The organism is Vibrio sp. D420a (genome assembly GCF_030248625.1).
Taxonomy (GTDB): Bacteria; Pseudomonadota; Gammaproteobacteria; order Enterobacterales; family Vibrionaceae; genus Vibrio; species Vibrio fortis_A.
The window spans coordinates 146,915-166,984 of the sequence record NZ_JAHGAN010000008.1 but is presented as its reverse complement, the minus strand read 5'-3'; the positions used below and the strand labels follow the sequence as shown (position 1 = coordinate 166,984).

Genomic DNA, 20,070 nt, shown 5'->3' with positions numbered 1-20,070 from the left:
CATTAGTCCTTTAATGGCGATTTTTGATTGGGGATGGTGACTCATCTTGCTCCCGTGTAGACGTGAGCGAGATACAAAGCGCAGCAATGATCAGTGCTAGCGTAGACACTAAAAACAGCTGAGCGTAGGTTGCGCCTTGGCTTAATAGATAGGCCATTAAGAAGCCTCCAACGCCTTGTGACAGTGCAAAAGAGAGTGTCATTAACCCCCAAGCTTTGGTGTGCAGCTCATAGCCAACACACTCCAATGTATAAGTCGATACAAGCATCACAGTGACTGGCGTGAACATTCCGACCAAAACTGACGACACAAGCAGAGCACTAGGGTGGATACTGAATAACGGAAGTCCAACGCCAATTGCCTTGAACAAAAAAGCTATACACAGGGTGAGTTTTATTCCTTTTTTGTCTGCAAACATGCCAATCAACATTGGGCCGATAGCGGCTCCCACCCCAAATGCAGCTCAGAAAAACCCTCCAGCACCAAAGGGCATTCCTATATCTCTTACGATGTAGTCGACCCAAAACAAAGTATGGGGGAGGTAGCCAATGGCATCGAACGTGTAAGCGATAAAAACGAACAACACGCAATGGCGCTGAGACGTGCTTAATTGAGAGAAAGACGCTTTGATGTAGCTTGCGCTTGAAGAAGAGGGTGCTGTTTCCCAAGCATTCCAACTTAATAGTGTCGCTATGAAGGTAATAATTCCCATGCCGAGCCAAGTAGACGTGACGTTGGCGCTAATCAGTATCGGAATCAATGTGCCTGACAACATGGCGCCAAACCCTAGGCCCGAAAAGACCACGCTACTAGTTCGACTTTTGGTTTGTGGCGAGACTTTTCTCAGGATCATTGGTGGCGCGAGAATCATCAAGAGCGAACCCATTGTGCCTGCCAAGGTTCTCCATATGTAAAACCATGTGATAGGGGCTTGTTCAAAAGCACAAGCGAAGTAACTCATAGTGCTGATGACCATCGCTGTTCGCACAAGGTGACCTGAACTAAAAAACCTCAATAGGTAGCTCGCTAAGGGCGCCCCTAAAAGGTATCCAATAAGAGTGGAAACACCTAAGTAGGCGGCTTGGTCTTGATTGAACCATCCATGCTGTATCAAGGCGGGCATTAAAGCGATATACGCGAATCGACCGATACCGACGCCGACCAAAGTGGCCGCGAGCCCAGCCAAGCTATTGCGATTTATGAAATGGGCATTGTCCGTCATTCTGGCTCGATACTTTGATGCATGGGGTTAGATTGTGACAGTAACCCTAACACAGTGCAGTTGGGCTTTAGTGGCACTGGCGTGACGGATAACTGGCAAGCGGTAGCTGCTTTTTGGATGTGAGCGTTTGATTGTTAGCTCAATTTAGCTTTCGAGACGGGAAAGCCGATTAACTTGGTGTTTTAATCGGCTATTAAGTAGCGATGAATAACATTAGACTAAAGTCTAAAGAATGGTTGCGCTCACCAGATAGTTGTCTTTCGGGGCGCACGCTTTTTCAGTGTTCTAGAAAACCCCATTTGAGTTCGCGATATCTCCACCACTGATAAGCGAATACAGTCTCATCGAAAAATCCAGTGCTTGGATTGAATCCCAGTGCTCTACAATTCTTCCATCTTCCAAGCGCCACTTATCAATAATGTTCATTCCTTTCTCGTCGTTCCCTCTGTCTTCTGCGTTTAATGTTGCGTGAGAGTGGAAAATAACGTAATCACCATCAACGTAGATGTGTTTTACGTCGTAGGTATAGTCTGGGTACTCCTCAACGAACTCTTGTAGAAAGCCAACAAGGCCCGTAATTTTGTCTGGAAGATTTCGGTTGTGTTGAATGTATGAGCTGTCGTTGTAATGAGTTAGAACATAATCAAAATCATGATTGTTCATTATGTTCTGAACAAAGTCGGTAATGATCCTCGCATTGTTGAGCTCTTGCTCAGACCAATTGGATTTTTGTAGTGAAGGTAGGTCGATAATGATTTTATCTGAAGCCTGTGCGTAAGCAGCCGTGCTTGCCAATAAAAGGATAAATGAGGTCAGTGCTTTTAACATGGTTCACTCCGTTGTTTTTCTTGCCTAGGTATACATTGATAACCATGGTAATTAATAGTAACCTACTGTACAAGAACGCACCGAAACATGCCCTAGGCACATTTTGGTAACCTATGGAGACAAATTCACCTTACTAGAGTGGAGTAACTGATGGCGAAACCAAAGTCAGACAGACGTATTTTTCATAACAATGAAGACTGCCCAATTCGCAACGTGGTCGCACATATCGGTGATAAATGGTCATTGCTGATCTTGTTTGCGCTGGTGGATGGGGAAGATCGTTTTAATTCCCTTAAATCTCGAATCGAAGGTATTTCGCAACGAATGCTCACGCAAACGCTGAGGGATCTCGAGCGCGATGGTTATGTGAATCGTACTGTCTATCCGGAAGTGCCAGTTAAGGTTGAGTATTGCCTGACGGATATGGGTAGAGAGATCGTAAAACCTCTCTATCAACTGGTGGTATGGGCTGGAGATAACCAAGACAATATCAAGAAAGCGCGAGATCGCTACGACACAGAGAATGCATAGCAACGGTGACAAAGGCGTAATAGCTTTGTTATTGAAACCAATTTGATGCTGAAAGAATAAAGGCCACTGAATAGTGGCCTTTGATGTTTATACGCGAGACAAGTCGTAGCCTGCAGCGAGTAGTAAGCCTCGTTCATGTTTGATGAGTTGAGCTCTATCTTCGATAAGTTCATGCAGTGCTTGCTGCGGCTTAGATGCGATGGTCTTGAAGTCTTCGAATGAAATAGCATCTTCGATGGCTTCAAACATTTTGCTAATCACATTTCGTGCTTCACACGGGTTTGATTCCGTTTTGAAGTATTCAACACCCTTAGCTGCTTCGCGCATCTCTACAAGCAGTTCTGTTGGGCTGGTTTCTTTCGCTACTGCTAGGTAATTATCCAGTACTCGCTTAGCGAAAAGGAGCTCTGTTAGTGGGATATCGCGACCGCTTTCGATCAATGCTTGGTCTAAAATTTGTGTTGAGCTCATCGTCTGTCCTTGTTTCATCTTTTACAACTTTTAAAGGCAGTCTAAAGTATCGTGACAACAAAATAAATAACGCTTTTCATATAATATTTATTCAAAGATTCACTTCGGAATAAATAGCTTAACCGCATCAACTGTTCGTGATTGAAATCCGGTTATGGAGCGTAAGAAGTGACCTGTGAATAGTCGACGATGTAGCCGATATCATCTAAAAGTGCGACAGATATGACCCCAAGGGTGAATCCATTGCTCATCACTTCTTGAGTCATCGGAGCGATGGTTTTGGCGTCACTGTTTTTTGAATCACCCAATACACGCTTTTTATCCCCTTGCCAGACATAATCATATAAATGACCACCATCATCGCTAATCGGTAACGCCGTTAAAGCCATGTTGTATAGCTCATTGTATCTTTTCAGAGATTCGCTGTTATAGACACTGAATACATTGCCTTTTTGATTCTCATCGTAATGTGTGTAGTCATAGGAATAAGAGCCAACGCCGAAAACGTGACCCATTTCATGTACGATGTTTGCGTTAAACTCTTTTTGATCGAATCCGATCTGATAAGTGTGAGAGCCAATAATGATTTCGCCGGACAGCGGAAAGTAATATGGGCCTACTTTTTCATCCTCATCTGGACCAGCCATACCATTGGCATTATCGAGAGGCTCAACATACACGTTGATATCAACATGGTGATGCTCTTTCCCTTCGATTCCTTTTAATACAGATAACCACTTGTTGGCTGCTGCTATGTAGGGCTCTTGTGAGGTTTCGTTCCATTCCAATTGTTCATTATCAGTATTTACCTTTCCTTTGAAATGCAAAGAAACCGATAAACCATCGTTAGACACTGTCTTTGTCGCAACGGTTTCATTAGAGAGGTGTTGGGGTTCTGAATCTAGGCTGCATCCGTTTAACGCAATGCACAATAAACCTAGAAAAATGGTGTGGTTCATAACAAATTCCTATCTTGAATACTTGTTCCTTACTAGTTTTTACCTCCACCTCTCTTGCTTCAAGTATCAGTCTGTATGGTTATGTCATGTGGTGTCGTAGCGGCGCATACAAAGAAAAATACCCTGATACTATGTTCAGGGTATTTTTGGAGGTGTTGGTATTTCTGAATGACTATTTGGCCTTTGCGGCTTCAATCGCTTGCCCTAGCACTTCTCTAGAACCGATTTCATCACCGGCGTTAAGAGTCAGGGAGGAAATTTGCCAATCAGAATCCGTTTTCTTCATTTCAAAGGTGTACGACCCTGAAATCTGCCAAAAACCGTTTTTACCGATATAGTGACTTGCCACGATGTCCGCATTGACTTCGGCTTTGTTGCCAGTTTGCTCAATATCGATGTTCGTTAGATCGTGGTAAGTGACATCAAAGCCTGGCAGCAGTGCTTCCCAATTATTCATTAAGTCTTCACGCTTAACCGTTGAAACCTCGCCTCCGAATGCAGAAGTGTAGTCAACGATAACCGTCGGCGTGAAGATTTGCTCTAGAGCATCGAATAGGTTTCGATCTGCCAGTGTTGCCATGCTCTTGGCAGTTTGCGCTATTTTCGCTTCATCACGAGTCAACTCGCCTGCATGAGCGCTTAACGCTGCGACACTTAGTGCAAGTGTTAAAGTTTTACGTAGCATAACGACTCCTAAAGCTTGCGGTCAAAAAACTGAACGACAGCGTCTGTTGATGCTTGAACATCTTCTTCAACATCATAGAAGTCGAACTGAGATACGTTTTCTAACCATACGGCTTCAACGTTGTCGCCCGCTTTGTCTAAATAGCCGTGAGTACCCGCTGGGATAGCCATTGCTTCTGAAGCAACGAGCAGAACAGGCTTATCTTGTTGTGCCGCAGTTGCGTGAGCATCGTAGGTTAACCAACCAGCCCATGAGCCCAAGTTAAATGCGTTGTCCCATTCTGGGATGAGTCCGCGGTCTTTTTCAGTGTAGTAAGGCACGTTGTACATCAGTGCATTTTGGTTGGTTAGGCTCGCACCTTCGATGATTTGTGGCTCATCGCTAGTTAAAGCTGAAATACCTGTTTGGATTAGATTTGCTACAGAATCAGCACCGCCATAGATAGCATCTACAATTGTGCGATCGTGCAACCAAGGTGCGACGGCGGCAGCTGCGATTACATCCTCGTTACCCAACACGGCATCAAGCATGTACCCTGATGATGCACAGATACCCAAGCCGTATGCTTTTGATGCATCAATGCCTTTAACTTGGTCTAAAGATGCAAAAACGGCTTTGATGTCTGCAATTTTACGTTGCGGATCTTCCAGCTCTATCAGTTTATCTTTTGACTCCCCCCATCCTCGGAAATCAAAAGTGATTGCGGCATAACCTTGCTCTGCTAGGTGTTCCGCGTAAGTCGCTGGCATTTGCTCTTTTACTGTTGTCCAGGCTCCGGTAACAACGACGACTGGTGGGTTCTCAACGTCATCAGGGAGATAGATGTTAGCGGCAAGGTTACCTACATCTGTTTTTAGCGTGGTGTGTTTTACGATAGTGTCTGCATAGGAGCTAGAAGCGAATACTGTACTTGCAATTGCTGTAACTAAAGCTTTTTTCATCATGATACGTCTCACTCTATTGTTTCGTGATTCCATTTAAAACAGTGCTCTTTGCTGTAATAAGCACCTCTAAGATGTTTGATAATTTAGTCAAAAGGCGGCGAGAGATATTGAAGAAAATTGAGTTTTGTTTTGTAGAAAATTGCGCGATTGGTGGGACATTTGTCTGCGTTAAATACTAAATCAATGCTCGAATAAGACGGTTTATTGTTCGCTCAATGACGGTGAATGCCATTCGCTATATTAATGAATTAATATAAATTTTGTGTTCATGTGAATGCATAGGTGACATTGCGGTAACAAAATGTTACAAAGCGTCCAAAATCCTTATAAATAATAAGTAGTTATTGAACGCTTGCGACCTTGAGACACAACATGACTATAAAAACAAAGCTGTTTGGCTTAACTGGCCTTTCTATACTCGCCTTGATTGCCATTGTTACCATTACCGAATTGGCTAACCTAAAACTTCTAAAATTAGAGAAGACTTTAATTGAAGTGAAAGAGATGGAAGTGTCTCTTTTACAAATGGATCGGATTCAACGAGATCTGTCTGATTCATTTGCGACCTCAAAATTAGATGCATTCAAAAGTGAGTATTCAGACTTTCAAATGCTATCTGGATTACTGACGAACGACTTAGATGAGTTAGGTATTAACGTTTCTGAGCTTTCATCGTTGCGTCAAAAGATCACGCTTTATCGCAAAGACGTTGAGACTACGGTGGCCAATCGTGACACCGATTTAAGCGTTGTCGAAGAAATGCACTCAGAGATGAAAACCTTAATTACCGAAATCTTCACGATCTTCCATGGTATCGAATCGACTCTAAATACCGAGTTAGCGCAAGAACAGAAAAGTATTGAGCGCTTTATTATGTTATCTGTTCTGTTGGTCACAGGTATGCTCATCTTTGGTTCCTACATCTTGATTCAAAACATTCAAGGTAACATTCGCCAGCTAAGCCAAATGATGCTGACAATTGCGAATACTCACGATCTAACCATGAAAGCTAACACTGATCGTAATGATGAGATCTCAGAAATGGCGGGTCAGCTAAACATCCTTCTAGAGAGCGTCCAAGGACTTATCTCACGCGTTCAAGGAAGTGTGAGTGAACTTGGCGCTGCATCGACTCAACTGCAACAGAGCAGTGTTGATACAGAAAATGCATTGAATCGTCAGCAACTGGAAACCGATGGTGTTGCTGCTGCTGTCACTGAAATGGGTGAGTCAATTAAAGAGGTTGCGAACACTACGGAGAGTGCGGCTGATAACACTCAACGAAGCTATGACAATGCGCAATTGGGCTTTAATGAAATTGTTGAAACACGCGATACAATTACTGAACTATCTAGCGATTTATCGAGTGCGAGTGATGAAGTGAATCATCTGGTTGCGCTGTCAGACCAAATTAGTTCTGTATTGAATGTTATTGGAGAGATAGCCGAGCAAACGAACTTACTGGCGTTGAATGCAGCGATAGAAGCGGCGAGAGCTGGAGAGCAGGGGCGTGGTTTTGCGGTTGTTGCCGATGAAGTGAGAACACTGGCTGGCAAAACACAACGCTCGACGGCAGAGATTTCTGAGATCATCACTGCGGTACAACAACAAACCCAAACCGTGGTATCGACAATCCAGTCTTGTAGCCATAAAGGTGCTGACAGTGTTCACATGTCTGAGCAGGCACTGAGTCATATTAAAGCGATTATGGAAGAGATGAAACACATCTTGGATAGCAGCACACAGATCGCATTGGCTGTGGAACAACAGAGCAGTGTATCTGAAGAGATCGCGCGTAACGTGAATACGATTCGAGACTTAACGTGCGTGAACGTTGGTGCGGTTTCTGAAAATGCTCAATCTGCAACGGTAGTCGCGAGCCAAGCGACTGACCTAACGCTCGCTATTGATAAGTTTAAAGTGTAGAGCTACGTACCATTATGTACTGAGTGCTTGGCCTAAGTGAAAGGTACTCTAAGAGAGGATTGTTGTAGGAGGGAGACTGTTGTAAGAGTTTGTATGGGAATGTCTTATAGCTATTGCCATCACTTATAGGTTCGGTCTTTTCTCGTACATTGATACTTCGTTGAGCGTAATGAGGTGTCGCATGAAAATTCTACCGTTAGCCGCCGTGACCACGGCGGTTTTACTTTCCGGCTGCAACAGTTCGAGTCAAAGTAAGTCAACATCCCAGCCAACTATTGGTCTTGCATCCCAAGTTCACGGCATATCGATTGAGGCCGTTCCATCGCAATTCTCCGACTATTCTAAAGCAGGCTACAACCGATACGTTTCAGTGAAAGCCCCGAATGGTAAGTCGATTCATATCTTAATCATGGACCGACTGAGTGAGTATCAGATCGTCAAAGCAGTGAATGTATTGAATCATTATCTAACCCCAGTTGCAGGGACCAAATATGGCGATAAGGATTCTAAGCGTGATATTGCTAATGCGATGGCGAATAACGGGGCTATTTTGAAGTTGATGAACTATCACGATGAGCCCAGATATAATGATGATCTCGATGGACAGCCACTATTCGAAGAGGAAATTCAGGTCGAAGGCGGCGATTGGTATGTTCGACAAGATTATGAAGATCATCGAGATGCCTCCTATGAAGAGATTCTCCATCTCGTGCATGACTATGGTATTGGTGTGCTCAATGCTCCAGAGGGAGGGGTAACAGCACTGCCAGAGTTCCAACGAGAATTTAATACCATTCAGAAACAAGCGTTAAATCAAGCTTACACGCCACCTGAAGATACGCTGAAAGAGTGGCAGCAAGAAGTCAGTGTGGACCAAGAGTACTTTGCTGCGATCATCGATAGCTACTATGGCCTTTGGGGTGCATACAGTGGAAAAGGCATGTGGGGCTTGTACAGTGTTAAGACTCGAAGTGATTTCTCCACAGAAGATCCTAACGCCCTCTACATAACCGAACAGATTTTCTCGCCAACATTAACCTATGACGCGTACATTGCAGATACCTTCACCGGTACTTTCAAAATGCGCTATGACGCTACTGTGCCATATACACATCACTCTCAATATCTCACCAAGCTGACCCTGACCGGAAGCAAGGATACAAATATAGAACTCAATGGTCATGACAACCGTTTGACGGGCAATACTGGAATGAATACGGTTATTGTTCACGGTGCACGAAGTGAGTACCACATCCACGATTTAGGAGAAGGAAAGATTCAATTGAATGACATGCTTACCGATCGTGACGGGATGAACGTATTAATTAACATCGAAAAAATTCAGTTTTCTGATGAGCTGTGGGAGTTATGACAATTGAACACTTGAGCTACAAAACTGTACACAATGATGCAGAGGAACTGCAGTATTAAAATAGTTCAAGTGGTAGCATAAGGCTAAACAAGTTACTCCCTTTAGTTGTGGTAAATTCTTTGGTTTCGGGAGTGATATAGGACTTACTATTGCAAAGGAATACCATGCTTATTCGAATAGTCGCTTTATGCTTTACTCTCGTACTTACATCATGCGCTTCTACCTCGCAACCGAGTAGTCGCACGCAAGTTAAAGAGTGGGTCGAAGAACATATCAAGCAGTATGATCCAGCGGCTCCTCTCGTTGTTGGCAGCGCTCAAGTTGATAGTGCCCTTACATTTTTTGACGAGCGAGGGGTTGATTTAAAAAAAGTTTCTAACAAAGGAATTGATATTGAGTTAACTCCCAAACTCACGGAAACACTAGGGGACGGAATCAACTCGCATGTGATAACTGCGAATTGCCCTCCAAGTTACGCTGTGTTGTCAGGGAATGTGTCTTTCTCTTGGCAAGGAAGTTTAGAACAGCTGAATAGGGCCAAAAGCAGTGGTAAATTGATGATAAAATCGCAACAAGCTGATGAGGTGAGTTGGCAACTTGTTGTAAGTAAGCCATCTGAGTCTGTGCTGTTCGTGACGCTTGAGGCGATCTGTCTGCAGATTTCTGAAGATTAACGTCTTCAATTAATAGATAAAGCGTAATGCTACTGAATAACTTAACTCACTAACATATCCAATATCTACGTTCCGGTGTTGTAATAATCAGCACCGATCACAAACTGCGCGCTGGTGGCAATATCGATTTCAAATTCTACCAACTCGGTAGCGGAGCATCGGGGCATGACATCTTCTACAAGTACTACTATCTATGGTCAGACGTGGTGGACCAATATCTAAAGCAAACAAAAATGGATTTGACGGACTAGTTTATCGATTTTCGATATTCATTCGGAGTCATCCCTGTCTTCGCTTTAAATAGCTTCGAAAGGTGTTGTGGGTACTCAAAGCCTAGACCATAAGCAATTTGGCTGATTTGCTCATTTGAGCTCAATAAAGCGTTCTTGATTCGTTCAATGAGATGATCTTGAATGTACTGTTGCGCGTTGCGACCCGTAGCATTTTTCATCATGTCGCTGAGATAACTGCTCGACATACACATAGCCTCACTGAGGTATTTGACTGTTGGTAGCCCGTTTTCAAGCACTTTCTTAGATTCAAAATATTCTCTTAAGATGCCGTCAACTTTTTCCATTAAATCAAGATTATGGTTTTGGCGAACAAGGAATTGGCGTTCATAATAACGAGTACAATAGTTAAGAATGAGTTCAATGTTAGAAACAATCAAACGTTGAGTATGCTTATCAATGTTCTGGCTGTATTCTTCTTCAACTTGGCGGACTAAGTCACTCAATATGTTCTTTTCTCGCTCTGAGACGTGCAGTGCTTCATTGGTGTCGTAAGAAAAGAAAGAGTAGCTCTCCATTTGACTTGCTAAGCCGGAGCGACGAATCAAATCTGGATGAAACAGTAACGCCCAGCCTTGCTCATCTTCAGTTCCTTCGGTCGCGCTATAGTTATGTGCTTGGCCTGGCTTCGAAAATACCATGCTACCTTGATCGTAGTCGTAGTGATTTCGACCATAAGTGATTTTACCGCTAATGCCTGACTTGAGCGAAATCTGATAAAAGTCATAAACATAAGTAGCATCACCGTAGTCGTAATTCGTTACTCTTTCATCAATTTGGATCAATGAAATTAGTGGATGTGCAGGCGCAGGTAAATCAAGCGCTTTGTGTACCTGCGTAATGGTTTTTATGTGAACGATATTTGACATAACTAACCTGGCGATTTACTCACTTGGGTATAAATCTAGTACGCGAACCTTCAATGCATCAGCCATCTTTTGATACTGTGATCGAGTGTGTGATTCGTCCCAAAAATTGACGTATACACCAGTGTAGTCCTCATGAATAGTAAATTTTGTGCCCAGTTCGTGAGATTCAAGATGGTAGTGCTGATCAAAAGTGATCACACCCCAAATCCCGCCCTTATGGTTGAGATGCGTAGAAGGTGTTATCTCAATCACTTCAGAAGATATATTCGCGCCTTTAGATTCTGTCTCTTGAAAGTAATAAGTCACTTTATTACCAACTTCAAGCTTACCACTGACCAGAGTAATTGCGGGGTTCCACTCTTGATAGCGCTCAATATCAGTGAGTACCTGCCACACATTTTCTGGTTCGCTAGGGATAATAATCTCGGTATGAACTGATTTTGCACCAAGCATCGCGCTTGCTGACATACTTGCAGCAAGTAGAGCGTGAGAACTAAAAATAGGCATGGCAAGTCTCCATTGTTATGTAAGTTTTACGAGCTAAAGTTATCGCACCATAAAATCGATAATTCGGTCGAACGTTCTATCGCTTAGAAAACGTCTCATTAACAGTGTTGTAGTCGAAAATTTACCCGCTGCGTAACGTGTCTTTGGTTTAGGGTTGTTTAGGATCTCTTGTACCACTTTAGAGATCACCGAAGTAGGAGAGCCCGCACCATCTTTACCTGACTCTTTAAGGCTCAAGTTCGCCACTCGTTTTGCCAAGTCTTGATAAGGGCCATGGCCAGAGTTGCCTAATACTTGTTTTGACATGACCTCAGGGAATTCTGTTTTAATGGCTCCAGGCTCTAACACCACAACATTGATACCTTTTGGTTCCAGTTCTAGTCTCAAACAGTCACTGAAGCCCTCAATAGCGTGTTTACTTGCGTGATACCAAGCCCCCATCGGTGCATAAATCTTACCGCCAATAGAAGAAGTATTGATGATGGTGCCTGATTTCGCCTCCCGCATGTAAGGCGTGACTAATTGTGTGAGACGAGCAAGTCCAAACACGTTGACTTCAAACTGATATCTCGCGTCATCAAGGCTAGTTTCTTCTACCGAGCCGTACAGCCCATAACCAGCGTTGTTCCATAGAACATCAATGCAACCTTGCTCTGCGATGATTTGGTTTACACAGCGCGTGATATCTTCCTCTTTTGAGATATCCAATTGAAGAACATAACCACCAGCTCGTTCAAGGTCGCCCATTTCATCAACACGGCGAGCTGCACAATATACGATGTTACCTTGCTTGATGAGGTCCATTGCCGTGTCTTTACCCATTCCAGAGGATGCACCGGTAATGAAAATAACTTTTGCCTTTTTCATAGTCGCTCTCACGTTAGTCTTTAAAAATTTGTTCGTTCTAGGCTGACATGTGTTTATTGAAGAAAGTACTTAGTCGCTGTGGTGATTGTCCCAACCAGTCGTAAGCGGCTGCTCGATTTTTATCTAAATCAAGCATTAATAATTCTTTTTCACCGCCAAGTAATTGATAGTACTCATTCACTTTTTCTAATTTGGTCCATGGATCATTCTTGTTTTGGATTACCAGAGTGGGCACCTGAATGTTTGAAACATACTTGAAGAAAGATCCCGCAAGGTCTGCTCCACCACGTTTCATGTTGTATTGATTCACGCGATTGGTTAAGAAGTTAGGCACTCCCATCGCACTCATGTAGTCGACATAGCGCAGCGGCTGAACGGAGATAAGCGCTTTGATGTTTGGGTAGTGTTGTAAGCCGTTTTCTAGCCCATAAGCAAAGGCGGTAGAACTGGTTCCCATACAGATACTGAGTAAACCAATCTGGCTGTCCTTGTATTGAGGGTGAGTTGAAATAAAGTTGACTGCTGCCACAACGTCTTTTGCTTCCTCGCACCCCCAAGCAATATATGGGCTTGAACCATGTGCGCTATTGCCATGATTACGTAGGTCATACATTAGAACGCTGTAACCCTGCTCAACGAGGTGTTTTGCTTGACGTAAAAAAGAGATGTTCTGCTTGTAGAGTTTGATAAGTCCTTTACCTTCAGGAGTGAAACCTGCACGGCTGCACTGAACTCCGAAGTGTGATTGGATGATGACTTTGTCTGACGAGCCCTCTATCAGCCATCCCGATAGGGTTACACCATCTTCAGCTTTGAACGTTACGTCTTGGTAATTCAAACCATACTGCTCTGGTGTTTCAAATACTGGTGATTGACCACCTTTCGTCATCATATCTGCAAGGTATTTTGTAATCATGACCATCTCTCCGTATCAAAGTGCTTTTGAATGAGAGCCAGTATATCGAGCATGTTTTGAGCTGACGTATACATATCCTAGAAGCATGTATACATCTTCAATTTGATTTGAATTGTTACGTTTGATTTTGACTACGAGGATAAAAAGAACCCTGCTCAGTAGCAGGGTTCTCGTTCTAAAGTCAGCTATTGCAAGACATAATCAGAGTGGGGAGTACTAGAAGTCGAAATCGACCTTCACGTAGTATGTGCGGCCCATTTCTGTCTCTTCGTAGGCTTGTGTTGATTGGTCTAAACGTTCATCCGTCACGTTGGTGACACCAGCTCGGAACGTGAAGTTCTCGTTGAGCGCGTATGCACCGCCTAATGATACAACCGTGTAGGCGTCGAGGTTATTGTCGCTACCATCTTTTTGCTTGCCGGTGTAGTTAAGGCCAGTAAAGAAGGATAAGTCGCGTGTTGCCAGCCAGTTCAGATTTGCGTTTGCTAACCACTCTGGAGTGTAGGCGATGTCTTCATCGTCGACTTTATTAACGGCATCGGTGTAGGTTGCATTGGCTGTAAGCGACCAGCTTGTTGAGAACTCATAGCTACCTTCCAGTTCAACACCTTTTGTTTCAACCTTATCGACGTTTTCGTATTGAATGATGGTCGATGTTCCATTGAAGAAAGGCGTTAAGTCACGGTCAATCAGGTTTTTAACATCATTGAAGAAACCTGTAGCTTGCACATAACCATCGACGCCAGAGTACATGGCAGATAACTCGTATGTTTTCGATGTTTGTGGCTTAAGATCTGGGTTACCAACCAGCGTGCATCGGCCACCACAACTGACTAGAGAGAAGTCTTCAGACGATTGGAACAGTGTTGGTGACTTAAAGCCTTCACCGTAACCGCCTTTTAGGGTGACGTTATCAATACCGTTGTAAACAAAGTAAACACGCGGGCTGAAGTCATTGCCAAACTGGTTGTTGTGCGTGAGACGGCCGCTTAATGTTGCTGCGAAATCGTCCGTAACGAAATACTCATCTTGAACATAGACGGCACTTTGTGTCACTGAGCGAGAGCTCGAATAGTCGCGTTGGTTCTCGACGCTGGTATAAGAAACTTGTGCACCAAGAGATAAAATCTGACTGTCAAAGTGGTCGACAACAAATCTTGAATCTACGGTGTGGTTGTCTTGGTTCAGTTCAGCTTCATCAACCAATGGGTGGAAGTTGTTTTCGTTCACTTGTGCTGTTTCATAGAAGTAACTGGTATCCGATTCACCCCAATCCCAACTGCGCACATGGCCTAAAGTACTGGTGAGTTTTTTTCCATCGTAATAGCTGGTTGCTAACATGTTCATGCTGCTGAAGTAGCTGTTCTCTACACGTTCATCTTTTGAGTACGACACATCAAGGTAGATGTCGTCTCTATCTGTGATAAACCAGTTCAAAGAGCCTCTGAACACGTTTCTTTTCTGTTCTGTCTGCGGAGAAAAGTTCTCGCCAGCATTATCTGGGAACCACGCTTCTTGATCACTGATGTCTACGGTCGCAGTGTAAGTCAGTACGTCAGGAATGATTGAGCCGCTAACAAATGTATTACCTGCCTTCAATTCCCCGCCAGCATTAGGCAATAGCGCATTGGCGTTGTTGTCAGCGGGCATGCTGTAAGTCAGGCTGCCTGAAACATTGGTTTCTGTTGACGCTTGTTTAAGGATTACGTTGACCACGCCCCCAATTGCCTCACTACCATAGAGCGAAGACATTGGTCCTCTTACGACTTCGATCTGTTCAATAGCGCTCATTGGGATACTGGATAGATCGAATGAAGCACCACGGATCACGGTTTCACTAGAGCTGATTCGACGTCCGTTGATCAAAAACAGAGTGTAGTTACCGTTAGACGAGTTTTGATTCTGTAGACCACGGATAATGATTCTTGGCTCTGCACCTGTTGTTTTGGCAACGTGTACACCAGCCACGCTCTCAAGCGCTGTCGAAATGTCGGTCGCAGGCAGCTTATCGATATCTTCACGTGTGATCACCGAGATTGATGCTGGCGCATTCTTTATCGATGTTTCATATTGGTTCGCCGTTACTACCATAGTTTCTGTGTGTTGTGTTGGTTCACTTGCTACTGAAGGTAATGAGACGAAGCCTGCTAGAGCGATAGCCACTGCTAATTGATGTTTCTTTGTTTTTATTTGTTCCATTTCTTGGGGGATCCTTGGTACTTATTTACTAAATAATGTTGTTAATCCATCTGCCAGCATCACGCGCCAGCTATAGTAGTCATGACCACTTGCGACGCTTTTAAACGTCACCGGGTAGCCTTTCTGTTTTAAGGTGTCGAATAGGTTTCTATTGGTCTGATAGATACTTGCGTTTTTTGGCTCTGTCTCAAATACACCTGCATTGAGATAGAATTGGATGTCCATTTTGTTCTTGGTTGCGGCAAACTCGCTCATCCAACTCTGTTGTTTGGGCAATTGCTGTTTGACGCCTCGTGGTTTCCACCAAAATGAGCCAGATTGACTGAGCACCTTGCCAAAACGTTCTGGGTGTTCCAAAGCAATATAAGTCGATGCTAAGCCACCAAAACTCGAGCCAGACAACACCGTGTTCTCTGCGGTAGGGCATATAGACTGTGTTTCACAAAGCCATGGCATCAGCTCATTAGCCAACATGTTGGCGAACGTCTCATTGGGTGTGAGTTCCTTCCCTCGCAAACTTGGTCTTGATGGGTTAACAAATACGACCCTCATTGGTGGGATGGCTTTGTCGGCAATCAAGTTATCCATGACAATTGGTGTCGGTACTTTATTTAGGTAGGCGTCGCCATCGAATAGAATCAGTAACGGTGAAGCCTTATCTAGCGGGTAAACCTTGTTCGGCTCATAGATACTGATTTTTCTTTCTTCATCACTCATCGAGTCACTGTAAGAAAAGTGGCTAACCAGCCCTTTAGGTTGTTTTTGCTCGGTTGCGACCTGGTCGCTCGACGCGTAACTCAGCGTCAACGTAGATGCAGAACCAAAGAGACCGGTATCTGCTCCAAAAGTTGGCTGTAGATTCAGTGGATCGGGTGCTGCGGTCGCCAGTACTGCTTTTCTCTGCTCTCGATTCACGTCTTTTAATAATTGCGGAACATTGGGCGCAATTCGGTATGAAAGGCGCGTCGTGTCTGGTACTTCAAATGAGTGAAACCAAATGTCACTACCTTTAATCTGGCTCATCTGAGCATGGCCGCCATAAGGAGCCCCTAACAGACGGACATTGTCGACATCACCCCTATATAAAAAGGTAACGATAGCTTTGTTGAGCGTTTGATATTCAACGAGCGGCGCGCCCTGTGACTCAATGATTTGCCAAAACTTTTTTTCAGCATCTTTTACACCACCTTTGATGTCACTGGCGGTTTTAGACAGGGTCGGGCTAAGCATTGGCAGATCTGGCGATAAGTATTGATCGCTTTTCAGCGCCATCGGGTTGAGTTGCATCTCAACCTTTATTGGCTTGTTGCTGTCCGCTGTCACCTCTATTTGATAGGTGTCTGCTTCGTCGACGTACCAAAATATCTCGGTTTCACGAGAGTGGTCGTTAAGTAGTTTCTTGATTGGGTCGCCAGAAGAGTTAAACGCGATCACTTGGTCCATATACCCCTGGCTACGAATATAGCCACGGTAATAGCCAGGTTTGTCGACCTTCAAAGACAGTTCTGTGTGGGTGTCGAACTTGATGTTTTGTGCTTTGTTTGCGTCAATGATCATTGCGTGAGCACTGGATAACTGAGTGACAAGAGCAAAAAAGAGAAAAATCCATTTCATGAAAAATCCCATTGGTGTTAATGATATTAATTATCATTTATGGTAATTTTCTTTTTCACTCTCTAACAGCAGTTTGAGTTATGCAAAGTAACTAGATTGTTATGAAAACTGGCAGGCACTTATGAATAGTCGAATATCTTCATCTTTTAGAAAAAGCGCTCTCGTGCGTTGGGTTGAGACTGAAGAGAAATACCAAATGGTGTCTGAACAATTCACAGAGACAGATCCACTTCTAGAAGGGAATGTGGATACGTGCAAGGTTAAAGAAAGCTTCTCTCTGCATTGGGGAACGACTACAGAGCTTAAAGATCATCAAGTGATATCCACAGCGCGTAAGGCTCTGATTTTAATCATCCTAACGGACGGTAAGCTTGACTTCAGTTACGATGATTTGAATTTCAATATGGACTCTAAAAATGGCTACCAAGGCTTGGTCGTTAACTTGGCAAAACCTGCTACTTTTAGGCGTACTGTTCAGAAAGGGAATAAGGTTGCTAAGTTAAAAGTACTGATTCCGCAGGATTGGATTGAGGAGCGAGTAGAGGCGGGCAGTCGAGTTGAAGAATTTATCACACAGCACTTAGCTAACTTTGATCTTTATTCCAATGAGAACTTACGTGCAATCATCGATAAGATTATTGAACTGCATAATGGAAACGAAACATTTAAGAAAATTAAGTTGGAGTCGCTAACTCAAAGCTTGGTTTTAGAAGTGTTTGAGCAGCTCACAAACAGTGACAGTCCAGTGAAACCTGTTTTGCTAGAAGCGTCGACGATCACAACTGATAACACCAAGAGCTCCATTGATGGTCTTATCAACCATATTGAAGATAATCTCGATAGCGACCTTTCTGTTAAGGCGTTAGCGGAGTATGCACACACAAGCGAATCAAATCTTAGACGGAAGTTCAAAGAAGTGATTGGTTGTAGTCTTAAAAGTTATATACGCCGCCGACGCTTAGAGGTTGCTCGTAAGCACCTTGAACAAGGCTTAGCGTCGATAACAGAGGTAGCCTACTACGCCGGTTATCGACACCCTTCGAATTTCACCAATGCCTACAAGAAAGCCTTCGGTTATCCGCCTGCTGATTCGGTGAATAGGCGTGATTAATTTGGAATCTCCATTGATGCAATGGTAATTAATGTTTGAAGCCAGTCCGCTTTTATGTCGAAGTTTTGTCTAATTTAATGCGAATGTCTTAGGTATGAAAAATTCTGGAACTTCCCCAAGTTAGAAGACTCTGAAAGGCACTTATTTATGCCCTGTACAACATCATGATTTTTCGTTTTATCACTGAGTTCATTATCATTCTTTATGCTGTCGCTAGCTTCTCGTTCATACTTTGGTGTGCCTTTGGAAAGTAATGTCAGCAATGCAAACAGGCTGGCACAGTAATTCGATGCTGATGCCCTCGGTTGATTGATACAAGCCTCCAGACAAAGAAAAAGGAAAGCAGTACGAAACATGCTTTCCTTTTTTATTCGGTTTGAAGTTAATCTTTACTTCAGAAGATCAACGATAGCTTTACCTACGCCATGAGCGCTCGTCGGGTTTTGACCTGTGATGACGCGGTCATCGACGATGACAAGCTCTTGCCATGGCTGTACTTTCGAGTAACGCGCTGCGCCACGAGCCAAAGACTCTTCCAATAAGAATGGGATGTCGTTGATAGTGCCAAAATCAATCTCTTCTTCGCGAGTAAAACCAGTCACCGACTTAGATGCAAGCAGCTTCTCTCCATTGCTTAGCGTGATTGGTAGTAGAGCACCCGGACCATGACAAACTGCTGCGACAATACCGCCATCTTCATAATGCTTAGCCGAGATCTTAGCGAAGTCTTCGTTGGTTGCTAGATCTGAAAGTAGACCAAAGCCACCTGGGTAGAAGATCGCATCGTAGCTATCTCCATTGATTTGCGATACAGGAATGGTGTTGTTCACGCGGTTTAGGAAATCATCGTCCGCCAAGATTTTTGCGTTTACTGCATCGCCTTCGATGTCTGTTCCGTATAGAGGAGCTACACCACCTTTGATAGAAGCAATGTCGTAATCAAAGCCAGCATCCAATAATTCGCTCAGGGCATGAGTCAGCTCTGGCGCGTAAGTTCCGTTTGCTTGGTCGGTTTCACCTAGCGTTGCATGGTTTGTAACAATAATCAGTACTTTCTTCATGATGATGTCCTTGTGAAATTGCGTGTATTTGTTGAACACCTTCATACTAATTGCTAATCAAATAAGTGATAATACGTTTAATTGGCAAAACATTATTGCTAAATAGCAAAGATAGTTATAGCACAGGTGATTATGGATAGTTTCGAAGGCATTAACGAGTTTGTTACGGTTGCGGAGAGCAAAGGGTTTTCTGCCGCGGCAAAACAGTTGGGATGCAGCACCAGTCACGTGAGTCGCCAAGTCACGAGATTAGAAGAGCGGTTAGGTGTCGCTTTATTAGCACGTTCAACGAGAATGGTGAGTTTGACCGATGCAGGTCAGGCGTATTATCAACAGTGTAAGGAGCTAGTGATTGGGCTTCAGCAAGCGAATGAGACATTAACGACGCAGCAAACTCAATTGAGTGGCGTACTAAGAGTCAGTGCTGCCGGCGCATTTTCTGAAAACCACGTCGCTCCCGCTTTGATGGCGTTCGCTAAGCAACACCCAAATCTCACGGTAGACATCAACTTCAACACCAGCATGGTCAACTTTATTGAAGACGGCTTTGATTTTGCGATTCGTTATGGAAGGCTCAGTGATTCGGGTTTAATCGCAAGAAAGCTGGTGGACCGTCCAATGGCAGCGGCTGCAAGTCAGAGCTATATTGACGAACATGGCTTACCAACGTACCCGGATCAGCTTAAACATCACAGCTGCATCATTGCAAACAAAGACGTTTGGCTGTTCGAGAAAGACGGACAAACGTTGGATGGAGTGAAGGTACAAGGTCGATGGAAAAGCAATAATGCTCACACGGTTCTGCAAGCCTGCACTGAAGGGTTGGGCGTTGCCTATTTGCCCAAAAGCAGCTTTAACGATGCAATTTCCTCTGGGCGTTTAGTGCCTATACTTGAACCCTATTGGGGCAGCGGCAACAGTAGCTGGATTGTGTACCAAAACCGACATTTCTTACCATTAAGAGCGAGGCTAGCTATCGATTTTTTACTTAAACACTTTGCTGGCTGGCAGGAGTAAATTGCAC

The 20,070-nt window shown here is 43.9% G+C and carries 18 protein-coding genes and 1 pseudogene; 6 read left to right on the top strand and 13 right to left on the bottom strand.

What is annotated here, in order from left to right; translation table 11 throughout:
* Positions 1-10 precede the first annotated feature (10 nt).
* Both KI743_RS08695 and KI743_RS08690 read right to left on the bottom strand, forming a co-directional pair.
* Positions 11-1,222 (bottom strand): annotated as a pseudogene (locus KI743_RS08695) (YbfB/YjiJ family MFS transporter).
* Positions 1,223-1,507: 285 nt separating this feature from the next.
* Positions 1,508-2,050 carry a nuclear transport factor 2 family protein gene (locus KI743_RS08690; RefSeq protein ID WP_285401039.1) on the bottom strand — a complete coding sequence of 181 codons (543 nt, stop codon included), beginning with the start codon at positions 2,048-2,050 and terminating at the stop codon, positions 1,508-1,510.
* A gap of 150 nt (positions 2,051-2,200) precedes the next feature.
* Here KI743_RS08690 and KI743_RS08685 point away from each other — a divergent pair, with 150 nt between their 5' ends.
* Positions 2,201-2,581: a helix-turn-helix domain-containing protein gene (locus KI743_RS08685; RefSeq protein ID WP_285466015.1), complete on the top strand. Its 381-nt coding sequence runs from the start codon at positions 2,201-2,203 to the stop codon at positions 2,579-2,581.
* Between the two features lie 87 nt (positions 2,582-2,668).
* On the opposite strand, the gene KI743_RS08680 is transcribed toward KI743_RS08685, so the two are convergent.
* The 4 genes from KI743_RS08680 to KI743_RS08665 form a co-directional block, all read right to left on the bottom strand.
* Complete coding sequence (locus tag KI743_RS08680; protein WP_285466014.1) at positions 2,669-3,052, bottom strand: hypothetical protein; 384 nt, start codon at positions 3,050-3,052, stop codon at positions 2,669-2,671.
* Positions 3,053-3,204: 152 nt separating this feature from the next.
* The gene (locus tag KI743_RS08675) at positions 3,205-4,011 is read right to left on the bottom strand and encodes a hypothetical protein (RefSeq protein ID WP_285466013.1); all 807 of its coding nucleotides are present in this window, start codon (positions 4,009-4,011) and stop codon (positions 3,205-3,207) included.
* 172 nt (positions 4,012-4,183) lie between these two features.
* Positions 4,184-4,696 carry a nuclear transport factor 2 family protein gene (locus KI743_RS08670; protein WP_285466012.1) on the bottom strand — a complete coding sequence of 171 codons (513 nt, stop codon included), beginning with the start codon at positions 4,694-4,696 and terminating at the stop codon, positions 4,184-4,186.
* Between the two features lie 8 nt (positions 4,697-4,704).
* Positions 4,705-5,640, bottom strand: coding sequence for an alpha/beta hydrolase (locus tag KI743_RS08665; protein ID WP_285466011.1), 936 nt, complete (start codon positions 5,638-5,640; stop codon positions 4,705-4,707).
* Positions 5,641-6,012: 372 nt separating this feature from the next.
* Between KI743_RS08665 and KI743_RS08660 the strand changes: the two genes are divergently transcribed.
* The 3 genes from KI743_RS08660 to KI743_RS08650 all read left to right on the top strand — a co-directional run bounded on the left by KI743_RS08660 (position 6,013) and on the right by KI743_RS08650 (position 9,612).
* Positions 6,013-7,566, top strand: a complete 1,554-nt coding sequence (locus tag KI743_RS08660; protein WP_285466009.1) for a methyl-accepting chemotaxis protein — start codon at positions 6,013-6,015, stop codon at positions 7,564-7,566.
* A gap of 181 nt (positions 7,567-7,747) precedes the next feature.
* The gene (locus KI743_RS08655; protein WP_285466008.1) at positions 7,748-8,938 is read left to right on the top strand and encodes a hypothetical protein; all 1,191 of its coding nucleotides are present in this window, start codon (positions 7,748-7,750) and stop codon (positions 8,936-8,938) included.
* A 164-nt stretch (positions 8,939-9,102) separates the two neighbouring features.
* Complete coding sequence (locus KI743_RS08650) at positions 9,103-9,612, top strand: hypothetical protein (RefSeq protein WP_285466007.1); 510 nt, start codon at positions 9,103-9,105, stop codon at positions 9,610-9,612.
* Between the two features lie 247 nt (positions 9,613-9,859).
* Here the strand turns inward: KI743_RS08650 and KI743_RS08645 are convergent, their stop codons facing one another.
* The 6 genes from KI743_RS08645 to KI743_RS08620 form a co-directional block, all read right to left on the bottom strand.
* Positions 9,860-10,771, bottom strand: a complete 912-nt coding sequence (locus tag KI743_RS08645) for an AraC family transcriptional regulator (RefSeq protein WP_285466006.1) — start codon at positions 10,769-10,771, stop codon at positions 9,860-9,862.
* Positions 10,772-10,786: 15 nt separating this feature from the next.
* Positions 10,787-11,278 (bottom strand): SRPBCC domain-containing protein, encoded by a 492-nt coding sequence (locus tag KI743_RS08640; RefSeq protein ID WP_285466005.1) that lies wholly within the window; start codon positions 11,276-11,278, stop codon positions 10,787-10,789.
* Positions 11,279-11,317: 39 nt separating this feature from the next.
* A complete protein-coding gene (locus KI743_RS08635) occupies positions 11,318-12,145 on the bottom strand; it encodes an oxidoreductase (protein WP_285466003.1) in 828 nt (275 codons plus the stop codon).
* A 37-nt stretch (positions 12,146-12,182) separates the two neighbouring features.
* Positions 12,183-13,061: an alpha/beta hydrolase gene (locus tag KI743_RS08630; protein ID WP_285466002.1), complete on the bottom strand. Its 879-nt coding sequence runs from the start codon at positions 13,059-13,061 to the stop codon at positions 12,183-12,185.
* Positions 13,062-13,277: 216 nt separating this feature from the next.
* On the bottom strand, positions 13,278-15,260 hold the full coding sequence (locus KI743_RS08625) for a TonB-dependent receptor domain-containing protein (protein ID WP_285466001.1): 1,983 nt from the start codon (positions 15,258-15,260) through the stop codon (positions 13,278-13,280).
* Between the two features lie 21 nt (positions 15,261-15,281).
* Entirely contained in the window at positions 15,282-16,874 is a 1,593-nt protein-coding gene (locus tag KI743_RS08620) for an alpha/beta hydrolase-fold protein (RefSeq protein WP_285466000.1), read from the bottom strand.
* A 121-nt stretch (positions 16,875-16,995) separates the two neighbouring features.
* Between KI743_RS08620 and KI743_RS08615 the strand changes: the two genes are divergently transcribed.
* Positions 16,996-17,985 (top strand): AraC family transcriptional regulator, encoded by a 990-nt coding sequence (locus tag KI743_RS08615; RefSeq protein ID WP_285465998.1) that lies wholly within the window; start codon positions 16,996-16,998, stop codon positions 17,983-17,985.
* Between the two features lie 389 nt (positions 17,986-18,374).
* Here the strand turns inward: KI743_RS08615 and KI743_RS08610 are convergent, their stop codons facing one another.
* On the bottom strand, positions 18,375-19,046 hold the full coding sequence (locus tag KI743_RS08610; RefSeq protein WP_285465996.1) for a type 1 glutamine amidotransferase domain-containing protein: 672 nt from the start codon (positions 19,044-19,046) through the stop codon (positions 18,375-18,377).
* A gap of 132 nt (positions 19,047-19,178) precedes the next feature.
* Between KI743_RS08610 and KI743_RS08605 the strand changes: the two genes are divergently transcribed.
* The gene (locus KI743_RS08605) at positions 19,179-20,063 is read left to right on the top strand and encodes a LysR family transcriptional regulator (protein WP_285465995.1); all 885 of its coding nucleotides are present in this window, start codon (positions 19,179-19,181) and stop codon (positions 20,061-20,063) included.
* Positions 20,064-20,070: the final 7 nt, after the last annotated feature.

Excerpts from the sequence above, each read along its gene's own strand:
- KI743_RS08670 (WP_285466012.1), bottom strand. The coding sequence starts at position 4,696 with ATGCTACGTAAAACTTTAACACTTGCACTAAGTGTCGCAGCGTTAAGC.
- KI743_RS08630 (WP_285466002.1), bottom strand. The coding sequence starts at position 13,061 with ATGATTACAAAATACCTTGCAGATATGATGACGAAAGGTGGTCAATCA.
- KI743_RS08675 (WP_285466013.1), bottom strand. The coding sequence starts at position 4,011 with ATGAACCACACCATTTTTCTAGGTTTATTGTGCATTGCGTTAAACGGA.
- KI743_RS08620 (WP_285466000.1), bottom strand. The coding sequence starts at position 16,874 with ATGAAATGGATTTTTCTCTTTTTTGCTCTTGTCACTCAGTTATCCAGT.
- KI743_RS08640 (WP_285466005.1), bottom strand. The coding sequence starts at position 11,278 with ATGCCTATTTTTAGTTCTCACGCTCTACTTGCTGCAAGTATGTCAGCA.
- KI743_RS08665 (WP_285466011.1), bottom strand. The coding sequence starts at position 5,640 with ATGATGAAAAAAGCTTTAGTTACAGCAATTGCAAGTACAGTATTCGCT.
- KI743_RS08690 (WP_285401039.1), bottom strand. The coding sequence starts at position 2,050 with ATGTTAAAAGCACTGACCTCATTTATCCTTTTATTGGCAAGCACGGCT.
- KI743_RS08645 (WP_285466006.1), bottom strand. The coding sequence starts at position 10,771 with ATGTCAAATATCGTTCACATAAAAACCATTACGCAGGTACACAAAGCG.
- KI743_RS08610 (WP_285465996.1), bottom strand. The coding sequence starts at position 19,046 with ATGAAGAAAGTACTGATTATTGTTACAAACCATGCAACGCTAGGTGAA.
- KI743_RS08685 (WP_285466015.1), top strand. The coding sequence starts at position 2,201 with ATGGCGAAACCAAAGTCAGACAGACGTATTTTTCATAACAATGAAGAC.
- KI743_RS08650 (WP_285466007.1), top strand. The coding sequence starts at position 9,103 with ATGCTTATTCGAATAGTCGCTTTATGCTTTACTCTCGTACTTACATCA.
- KI743_RS08625 (WP_285466001.1), bottom strand. The coding sequence starts at position 15,260 with ATGGAACAAATAAAAACAAAGAAACATCAATTAGCAGTGGCTATCGCT.
- KI743_RS08635 (WP_285466003.1), bottom strand. The coding sequence starts at position 12,145 with ATGAAAAAGGCAAAAGTTATTTTCATTACCGGTGCATCCTCTGGAATG.
- KI743_RS08615 (WP_285465998.1), top strand. The coding sequence starts at position 16,996 with ATGAATAGTCGAATATCTTCATCTTTTAGAAAAAGCGCTCTCGTGCGT.
- KI743_RS08605 (WP_285465995.1), top strand. The coding sequence starts at position 19,179 with ATGGATAGTTTCGAAGGCATTAACGAGTTTGTTACGGTTGCGGAGAGC.
- KI743_RS08680 (WP_285466014.1), bottom strand. The coding sequence starts at position 3,052 with ATGAGCTCAACACAAATTTTAGACCAAGCATTGATCGAAAGCGGTCGC.
- KI743_RS08655 (WP_285466008.1), top strand. The coding sequence starts at position 7,748 with ATGAAAATTCTACCGTTAGCCGCCGTGACCACGGCGGTTTTACTTTCC.
- KI743_RS08660 (WP_285466009.1), top strand. The coding sequence starts at position 6,013 with ATGACTATAAAAACAAAGCTGTTTGGCTTAACTGGCCTTTCTATACTC.